At 44.7% G+C, this 741-nt stretch carries 1 protein-coding gene; it reads left to right on the top strand.

Going from position 1 to position 741, the window contains the following annotated elements; genetic code table 11:
- Window positions 1-148: 148 nt before the first annotated feature.
- Window positions 149-709, top strand: coding sequence for a dCTP deaminase (dcd, locus tag N1032_RS25155; RefSeq protein ID WP_259543302.1), 561 nt, complete (start codon window positions 149-151; stop codon window positions 707-709).
- Window positions 710-741: the final 32 nt, after the last annotated feature.

The raw sequence follows: 741 nt of genomic DNA, 5'->3' as shown, positions 1-741 counted from the left end.
GTCTGAAAGAACTTCGTGAACGTGCTCGTGGTAGTAGTTCATATGAAACTTCTTATCAGTGGGCAGCTCGTGGCTTAGAAGCCGCTATTGCAACTTTGGAGCAGGTCAATACTCAGACTGCTGATTACAAATTTGTGCTGGAGAAGAAATGAGTTTACTAGCCGCACCACAGCTCCACAAACTCATTGATGATGGCGTCATTGACGCCCTTCATGAGAATGTTAACAGTGCTTCAATCGATGTTCGTATTGGTGATCATATTCTTTTAGAAGATATTACCACTGCGGCAGGTCATCCAGTTGTTGACATTGCAGCAAAAGAAAGCCCAAAGTTTGTAAAGATTGGTATCCCGGAAGAAGGCTTAGTAATTCATCCGGGTGTTATTTTCTTAGCATCAACTATGGAAACTTTCAATCTGCCAAATACAATCAGTGGTCAGTTCATCCTTCGCAGTTCGGTAGCACGTTGCTTCCTTGAGCACATGCAAGCAGGTTGGGCTGATGCTGGTTGGCATGGAGCACAGCTGACAATGGAGTTCAAGAACATGAACCGTCAGCACTCTCTGCTCATCCGCAAAGGGATGCGTATTGGTCAGATGGTGTTCTTTGAACATGCTGATGCTGGTGAAAACAGCTATGCAATTAAAGGCAACTACAACAACCAGCAAGGTGCTACACAAGCATTCTCTGGTGAGGGTCATACGGCATGATGGTTATCATTGTGGCCTTGATCACTTATATC

This window comes from Herbiconiux daphne (assembly GCF_024979295.1).
Classification (GTDB): Bacteria; Actinomycetota; Actinomycetes; order Actinomycetales; family Microbacteriaceae; genus Herbiconiux; species Herbiconiux daphnes.
The sequence above is the reverse complement of the archived record's forward strand: the minus strand, read 5'-3'. Positions and strand labels throughout refer to the sequence as shown.